Consider the following 933-nt stretch of genomic DNA (forward strand, 5'->3'; position numbering starts at 1 on the left):
AGAGCCGGACCCGAAATGAGTTGAGCGATATCAGCGGGTTGTGATTCACGTCGGTTTGCGAAGACTGACGGAGATCCGATGCCCTGGACTGATACCGCTCGGCGCGACTATGACCGCCGGGGGCCGCGCTACGCAAGTGATCTGACGGATCGGGAATGGGCGCTGATCGCGCCGCTCCTGCCGGCGCCCCGTCGGGTCGGCCGCCCCCGGACGACGAACCTTCGGGAGGTGATGAACGCGATCCTCTACATCGCGACGACCGGCTGCCAGTGGCGCATGCTCCCGAAGGACCTCCCGCCCGCCTCGACGGTGCAACGCTATTTCTACGAATGGCGCGACAGCGGCTTGTGGCGGACGATCAGCAATCACCTGGTCATGGCGGCGCGCGAGCTGGAGGGCCGCGAGGCGAGCCCGAGCGCCGGCATCATCGATAGCCAAAGCGCGAAAACCACCGAGAGTGGCGGGATTTGTGGCTTCGACGCCGGCAAGCGGGTGAAGGGGCGCAAGCGGCACATCGTCACCGACACGCTCGGCCTGCTCGTCGGGCTCGTGGTTCACGCGGCCAGCATTCAGGATCGCGACGGGGCGCCAGCGGTCCTGGGCTCCATCCGCGCCCGCTGGCCCTGGTTGCGTCACGTCTTCGCCGACGGCGGCTATGCCGGGCCGAAACTCGAGGGAGCCCTGCGCCGCCTCGGCGACTGGACGATCCAGATCGTCAAGCGCTCCGATACCGCGAAGGGCTTCGAGGTTCTGCCAATGCGCTGGGTCGTTGAACGCACCTTCGCATGGCTCGGACGATGCCGCCGACTGGCCAAGGACTGGGAGAAATCCATCGCTTCCGCCGAGGCGTGGATATTCATCGCCCATATCCGCGTCCTGACCAGGCGCCTCGCAAGGTATTGGCACGGCGCGTAGAGTTTCGAGTCCGGCTCT

At 66.3% G+C, this 933-nt stretch carries 1 protein-coding gene; it reads left to right on the plus strand.

Annotated features, from left to right (window positions below):
- Window positions 1-78: 78 nt before the first annotated feature.
- Entirely contained in the window at window positions 79-915 is an 837-nt protein-coding gene (locus ACLJK8_RS22905) for an IS5 family transposase (protein ID WP_413152696.1), read from the plus strand.
- Window positions 916-933 lie beyond the last annotated feature (18 nt).

Source organism: Amaricoccus sp. W119 (genome assembly GCF_047275745.1).
In the GTDB taxonomy this organism is placed as follows: Bacteria; Pseudomonadota; Alphaproteobacteria; order Rhodobacterales; family Rhodobacteraceae; genus Amaricoccus.